The 5,624-nt window shown below is 61.6% G+C and carries 12 protein-coding genes and 1 pseudogene; all 13 read left to right on the forward strand.

The annotated features are described in order from the left end of the window. The first annotated feature begins 60 nt into the window (after nt 1–60). Nucleotides 61–435, forward strand: a complete 375-nt coding sequence (gene pspC, locus ACOVQ0_RS10355) for an envelope stress response membrane protein PspC (RefSeq protein WP_421883920.1) — start codon at nt 61–63, stop codon at nt 433–435. A gap of 56 nt (nt 436–491) precedes the next feature. After that, nucleotides 492–773 (forward strand): hypothetical protein, encoded by a 282-nt coding sequence (locus ACOVQ0_RS10360; RefSeq protein ID WP_421883924.1) that lies wholly within the window; start codon nt 492–494, stop codon nt 771–773. Beyond that, nucleotides 773–1,114, forward strand: a complete 342-nt coding sequence (locus tag ACOVQ0_RS10365; protein WP_421883927.1) for a hypothetical protein — start codon at nt 773–775, stop codon at nt 1,112–1,114. Before ACOVQ0_RS10360 ends, ACOVQ0_RS10365 begins: the two co-directional genes overlap by 1 nt. Next, a complete protein-coding gene (locus ACOVQ0_RS10370; protein ID WP_421883930.1) occupies nt 1,111–1,416 on the forward strand; it encodes a hypothetical protein in 306 nt (101 codons plus the stop codon). The genes ACOVQ0_RS10365 and ACOVQ0_RS10370 overlap by 4 nt, the downstream gene beginning before the upstream one ends. Beyond that, a complete protein-coding gene (locus ACOVQ0_RS10375) occupies nt 1,413–1,685 on the forward strand; it encodes a hypothetical protein (RefSeq protein WP_421883933.1) in 273 nt (90 codons plus the stop codon). Before ACOVQ0_RS10370 ends, ACOVQ0_RS10375 begins: the two co-directional genes overlap by 4 nt. Nucleotides 1,686–1,697: 12 nt before the next feature. Then, entirely contained in the window at nt 1,698–1,946 is a 249-nt protein-coding gene (locus ACOVQ0_RS10380) for a hypothetical protein (protein ID WP_421883936.1), read from the forward strand. Between the two features lie 39 nt (nt 1,947–1,985). Beyond that, nucleotides 1,986–2,198, forward strand: coding sequence for a hypothetical protein (locus tag ACOVQ0_RS10385; RefSeq protein ID WP_421883939.1), 213 nt, complete (start codon nt 1,986–1,988; stop codon nt 2,196–2,198). Then, on the forward strand, nt 2,195–2,374 hold the full coding sequence (locus ACOVQ0_RS10390) for a hypothetical protein (RefSeq protein ID WP_421883942.1): 180 nt from the start codon (nt 2,195–2,197) through the stop codon (nt 2,372–2,374). Before ACOVQ0_RS10385 ends, ACOVQ0_RS10390 begins: the two co-directional genes overlap by 4 nt. 89 nt (nt 2,375–2,463) lie before the next feature. Further along, entirely contained in the window at nt 2,464–2,877 is a 414-nt protein-coding gene (locus ACOVQ0_RS10395; protein ID WP_421883944.1) for a SufE family protein, read from the forward strand. Between the two features lie 8 nt (nt 2,878–2,885). Next, entirely contained in the window at nt 2,886–3,236 is a 351-nt protein-coding gene (locus ACOVQ0_RS10400) for a YbaN family protein (protein WP_421883947.1), read from the forward strand. 218 nt (nt 3,237–3,454) lie between these two features. Further along, nucleotides 3,455–4,018, forward strand: a complete 564-nt coding sequence (locus ACOVQ0_RS10405; RefSeq protein ID WP_421883950.1) for a hypothetical protein — start codon at nt 3,455–3,457, stop codon at nt 4,016–4,018. A 228-nt stretch (nt 4,019–4,246) separates the two neighbouring features. Next, nucleotides 4,247–5,260 (forward strand): Rieske 2Fe-2S domain-containing protein, encoded by a 1,014-nt coding sequence (locus tag ACOVQ0_RS10410; RefSeq protein WP_421883953.1) that lies wholly within the window; start codon nt 4,247–4,249, stop codon nt 5,258–5,260. A 92-nt stretch (nt 5,261–5,352) separates the two neighbouring features. Next, a pseudogene (locus ACOVQ0_RS10415) lies at nt 5,353–5,624 on the forward strand (hypothetical protein); the annotation flags it as partial.

Genomic DNA, 5,624 nt, shown 5'->3' on the forward strand with positions numbered 1-5,624 from the left:
CGACAACCAGAAACTGCGCGAACTGGACCGCATGTTCGCCGAACAGGGAAGGACCGTAAAGTGAGCAGCCCACGCACCCGCTTTTACCGCGACAAGGTCAATGGCAAGTTCATGGGCGTCTGTGCAGGGATTGCCGACTATACCGGCGTCGATGCCCTGTGGATCCGCCTCGGCTTCCTGATCCTTGCCTTCTCGATGGGCTGGCCCTTCTTCCTCTATTTCGCGCTGGGTATCCTTGCTTCCAAGAAGCCCGGCTATCTCTACAGCGACCGTGAAGAGCAGAAGTTTTGGCAGGGCGTCCGCCAGTCGCCTGCCCGCACGGCCCGCGAAGTGCGCGCCAGCTTCCGTGATATCGATCGCCGTCTGGCCGATGTGGAAAGCTTCTACGTCAACTCGAACCCGCGCCTTTCGGCCGAAATCGAGAAGCTGCGCTGAACTGCACCTAACTGCACCTAGACGCACCTAACCCGTCCTGAGGGGGACTGAACATCATGGGACCCGACATCATTGGGCCGCTGATCCCGATCATCGCGCTGTGCATTCCGATTGTCGCAATCTGGACCAAGCACCGCCAGAAGATCGCCGAGATGCAGATCGCTGCCACCGCCGAACTGAGCGCCGAAAAAGCCGCCCAATACGCCCAGCACACCCGCGAACTCGAAGAGCGCGTCCGCGTCCTTGAACGGATCGTGACCGACAAGGGTTTCGATACTGCCGCGCAGATCGAAGCGCTTCGCCGTGATAGCGCCAGCCTTGAAGACCGGAGGGTGTGATGGCTATTGAAAACCTTGCACAAATCACAAACCTCGCGCCGCTGATCGCAACGGTTACCGTGGCTGGCGTGGCCGGATGGGTCATCACCACGTGGATGCGCATCCGTCATGGATACCCGCTGGACGGGGCGTGGGGGCAGGCGGTTTACCCGAAGACCTCCAGCGCTGAACTTGAGCGGATCAAGCTGCTCAGCCAGGAAAACGCCCAGCTCCGCGCCGAACTCGGCTCGGTCAAGGATCGCCTCGCCAATGTCGAGCGCATTGTCACCGACAGCGGTTTCGGCCTGACCCAGCAGATCGAGGCGCTTCGTCTTGAAGGTGGCGACAGGAGGCCGCAGTGAACTGGGGCGGGCCGGAATTCGTCCTTGCCATCATCGCGATATCGACCGGTGGCTGGGTGATCAACAACTGGATCCGCGCACGGCATGGCTATGCGCTGGAAGACGAATGGGGCGGCAAGACCGACCGGGCTGACGATCAGGCGATGGCCAAGCTGCGCGATGAAAATGCCCTTCTTCGCCAACAGCTTGATGCAACGCACCAGCGGCTTGCCAATGTCGAAGCCATCGTGACCGACCGTGGCTTTGACGTGGCCAGCCAGATCGAGGCGCTGCGCCACCAGGATGACAGGAGAGCGCAATGAGCGAAGACCTGATCTATGGCCTTGCCTTCATGCTGGTGGTTGTGCCGGTTGTGATGGGCGTGCTGGGCGATGCCTACAAGCGCCGTCTGGCGTTCCGCGAACGCGAACTCGAACTGCTTTCCAAACAGACCGCTGAAAAGGCCGCGCAATACGCCGCGCAGGCTGAGCGGCTGGAGCAGCGGGTGCGCGTTCTGGAACGTATCGCTACCGAAAACGACGCTGACCTTGCGCTGCGCATCGAAAACCTGCGCGATGCCAAGGTGAATTGAGGAACAATCACGATGTCCTTCTGGAGTGCGATGGTTGCCATCGCCGCGATCATCGCTTTCGCCAATATCCGCATGAACCGCGATCGCAATCGGGGGAGTGGTGGATACGAGCGCGCCGATGCGGATGCTGCCTATACCGCCAGCCTCGAACGTGAAGTCACAGACTTGCGCAAACGGCTCGAAGTGCTGGAACGCATCGCCACCGACGAAGGCGAAACCCGCCGCCTCTCGCGCGAGATTGAATCGCTGCGCGACAAGTAATTCAACCGCAAAAGCCTTATCCCACTGGGAGTTGCCGATATGACTTCCGATTTCGTGCTAGCTTTCTCCGGCCTCACCGGTCTTGCCATGATCGCCTTTGCGGCCCTGCGCGGCTGGGATGGCTGGCTGTCCCTGAAGCGCCTTGAACTCGAACGTTCGGATACGGGTGACGCGGCGAGCCTGATCGACCTTGCCGACATGCGCGAACGCCTGCGCAAGCTGGAAGCCATCGCCGCCGGGGTGGACCTGTGAGCGGCGGGCGGGGCGAGGGTGCTGCCAAGGCGGGCATCGGGCTTGGCTCGGCGATTGCCATCGCGATTTCGTGGAGCCTGCACAAGTCCATCGTTTGGGCGCTCGTTCACGGTGTGCTGTCGTGGCTCTACGTCCTTTATTATGCGTTGACGCGGCCGGGTGGGATATCGGGTTAGAGAAGTGCAAACATCCTGAGCCTGTCGAAGGATGCTGATCGCACCACCGCCCAGTGGACGCCACCCTAACCACCCGCTAGATGCGAATCATGCGCAAACTCGATGACATTCTGGAAGAGTACGAATTTCTCGATGGCGATGAACGCTATCGCCTGCTGATCGAGCTGGGGCGCGAACTGGAGCCTATGCCCGATGCGCTGAAGACAGACGCCACGCTGGTGCGCGGGTGTTCGGCCAGCGTCTGGGTCTATCCCACGCAAGGCGAGGGCGGAAGCTTGCACTTTCTGGCCGACAGCAACGCCGCAATCACCAAGGGCATCGTTGCGCTGGTGCTGGCCGCCGTGCAGGATCGCCCGGCGCGCGATGTAGCCGGAACTGACATTGCCGAGGCATTGGCCCCGTTCGATCTCAAGAAGCAGCTTTCATCCAACCGCACCCAGGGCGTGCCGAACATGATCGCGCTGGTGCGCGAACATGCTGCGCGCCTTGCCGCTACGGCCTGAGCCGGGATTTGCGTCGCCACCTCTATCTGGCAGGCGGCATAGCAAGTGTTGCGCTGGGCACGATCGGCGCGTTTCTGCCTCTGCTGCCCACAGTGCCGTTCCTTTTGCTGGCGGCGTTCTGCTTTGCCCGGTCAAACCCGGCGTGGGAGCAGCGCCTGCTCGATCATCCACGCTATGGCCCACCGTTGCGGCAATGGCGCGAACGGCGGGCGATTTCGCGCAAGGGCAAAGTGGCGGCGCTGAGTGCGATGGCTTTTGGCGTGGTGCTGACGGCAGTGACTGCAGGCTGGCCCTGGGTGCTGATTCCGGCAGGCGTGCTGGGCATTACCGGCACGTGGATATGGACCCGCGCTGAATAGCGGTGACTGAACGATCCTCCCCCGCTGGGGGAGGTGGCAGGCCCGCAAGGGACTGACGGAGGGGGCATTTGCGCCCATCCCCCTCCGACCTCCGCTGCGCTACGGCCACCTCCCCCAGCGGGGGAGGATCTTTGCGGGGCCTGTGATAAGTAATGTTCCTTATTTGTTCTGTTTCAGTTAGAGTCCCTGCAAGGACTCGAACAGAACGGATTTGCCCCATGATTTCGCTGAACATTGGCCCTGCCGCGGACTGGTTTTCGTGGACGCTTGGGCTGGTCGGCGCACTGGCTTGGCCGCTGGCAGCGCTGGTGATCGCACTGGTGTTCCGCCGCCCTCTGCTGGCGCTTCTGGCCCGGCTGGATGAACTGAACTGGGGTGACAAGTCTGCGCGTTTCGCAAGGCGGCTGGACCGGCTGGAATCCGAAGCGCCACCTGCGATTGCAGAGCCGGACGGCCCGGGGATTGCCCTTACCGGCGATCATGGCCGCTTTATCAAGCTGCTCGACCTTTCGCCAAACGCTGCCGTGCTCGATTCATGGTCACGTGTGGAAGAGGCGCTGCAGGGTCTTGCCCTGTCGCACGCCGTTGCCAGCACCGACGCAGCAAGGGCCAGCCGCGCTCTTGAACAACGCGGCGTGCTGCCTTCGCACACGGTGGGCATGATCAGCGAAATGCGCGCGCTTCGGAACGGCGCTGCACACAATCAGGACATCTCGGTGTCGGACGCACTGCGCTTCCGCAATCTGGCGAAGGGGGTGCTGAACGAGATCCGGTTGGCATGAGCGTGCGACTATTGACGAGAATCGCAATTCCAATTTATAATCTTGTTGTCCGCTTTTTGGCGGACACAGCCTGGTGACCGGCAATGCCGGTCTGGGATGGCGCATTGCGCCAGCTGCAGGCCTCACAACATGTCGCGGGGCAAGAACGTGCTTTGGTCCCGCATGTGAGTGCGGGCGTGCAGCATTGATCGATCGACTGTGCACGCTCCACCGGTTTGGAGAAGTGCGATGTCTGATTTCGTTCGAAACGCATGGTATATGGCGGCATGGGCAGCGGAAGTGCCCATCAATGGTTTTCTTAGCCGTGTCCTGCTGGATCAACCGTGGCTGGTACTGCGCAAGAGCGATGGCGATTGGGCGATGATGGCGGATCGCTGTCCGCACCGCTTTGTGCCACTCAGCCGGGGCAAGCGCGTGGGCGATGCCATTGCCTGCGGATACCACGGGCTGACGTTTGGCACCGATGGCGCTTGCGTGTTCAATCCCTTTGGCCGGGAATTGCCGCCCGAAGCGAAAGTGGCCACGTTGCCGCTGGTTGAACGACACGGCGCGCTGTGGTTCTGGCCCGGAGACGCAGCGCTGGCCAATCCCGATGGGATCCCGGACTTCGCCTTTATCGCTCAGACGGGAGATGCCACCGATCATCTCGTTATGGACGTGAACTACGAACTGATCGCGGACAATCTGCTCGACCTCAGCCACGCCGAGTTTCTGCACAGTGAATCCTTTGGCGTGAACGGCGCGCTGTTTGAATTCGGCAAGCAAAGCGTCGAGACGGATGAGTCAGGCGGCCTGTGGAACAAGTGGGATATGGACGGCTCGCGCCCGCCGGAATGGGCAGCGTCGATGGTTGCTGCCGGGGAAGCGGTCGACCAATGGCTGCACATGCGCTGGCACGCCCCGGCGTCATTGGCGCTGTTCATCGGCCTTGCGCGTGCCGGGTCGGCCCAAACGGATTTCATCGTTCCGCCATTGGCCAATGCGCATATCCTCACCCCGAAAAATGCGACGGAGACGCACTATTTCTTCACCCGTGGGCAGGGTGAGGAAGCAGCGGTAATGGCGCGAAAGGTCTTTCTGGAAGAAGACGAACCGATGATCCGCGCCCAGCAGCAGGCGATGCAGGGCCGAGATTTCTGGGCCATGCACCCGGTGATCCTGCCATCCGACGCTGCCGCGATTCGGGCACGGCGAAGGCTGATGCAGATGCGCCGCGAAGAGCGCGGGGCAGGTGAAGGCTGACCGCACGGTAGATAGTCGGCGAAGGGATGGCGCGCATCTCCCCCCGCCAACATAAGGTCGCTCGACTGGCCACAATTGTCGGAGAAGTAGCCGTGACGTTCCCCCATCAAGGCTATGCCGGCCGTATCCGCTATCTCAACAGCGATGGGCATGAATGGGGGCGGGAGGCATTTTCCGCAACGGTGCACGACAATGGCCGCACGTTGCGCGCGCTGTGTGAAATGGATGAGGCGCAGCTTCACCGCGAAGTCACCTGGTCGGTAGACCGCGACTGGATGCCGCGCGACGGGTTTGTGCGCCTTTTGCGCAACGGTGTTGAAGGACAGTTCACAGGAGCCGTAAGGCGACATCTACCTTTACGATT

Origin of the sequence: Novosphingobium sp. (assembly GCF_049240505.1) — a bacterium.
In the GTDB taxonomy this organism is placed as follows: domain Bacteria; phylum Pseudomonadota; class Alphaproteobacteria; order Sphingomonadales; family Sphingomonadaceae; genus Novosphingobium.

Coding starts and splice junctions, on each gene's coding strand:
- ACOVQ0_RS10385 (WP_421883939.1), top strand. CDS start 1,986: ATGACTTCCGATTTCGTGCTAGCTTTCTCCGGCCTCACCGGTCTTGCC.
- ACOVQ0_RS10380 (WP_421883936.1), top strand. CDS start 1,698: ATGTCCTTCTGGAGTGCGATGGTTGCCATCGCCGCGATCATCGCTTTC.
- ACOVQ0_RS10395 (WP_421883944.1), top strand. CDS start 2,464: ATGCGCAAACTCGATGACATTCTGGAAGAGTACGAATTTCTCGATGGC.
- ACOVQ0_RS10405 (WP_421883950.1), top strand. CDS start 3,455: ATGATTTCGCTGAACATTGGCCCTGCCGCGGACTGGTTTTCGTGGACG.
- ACOVQ0_RS10410 (WP_421883953.1), top strand. CDS start 4,247: ATGTCTGATTTCGTTCGAAACGCATGGTATATGGCGGCATGGGCAGCG.
- ACOVQ0_RS10365 (WP_421883927.1), top strand. CDS start 773: ATGGCTATTGAAAACCTTGCACAAATCACAAACCTCGCGCCGCTGATC.
- ACOVQ0_RS10360 (WP_421883924.1), top strand. CDS start 492: ATGGGACCCGACATCATTGGGCCGCTGATCCCGATCATCGCGCTGTGC.
- ACOVQ0_RS10375 (WP_421883933.1), top strand. CDS start 1,413: ATGAGCGAAGACCTGATCTATGGCCTTGCCTTCATGCTGGTGGTTGTG.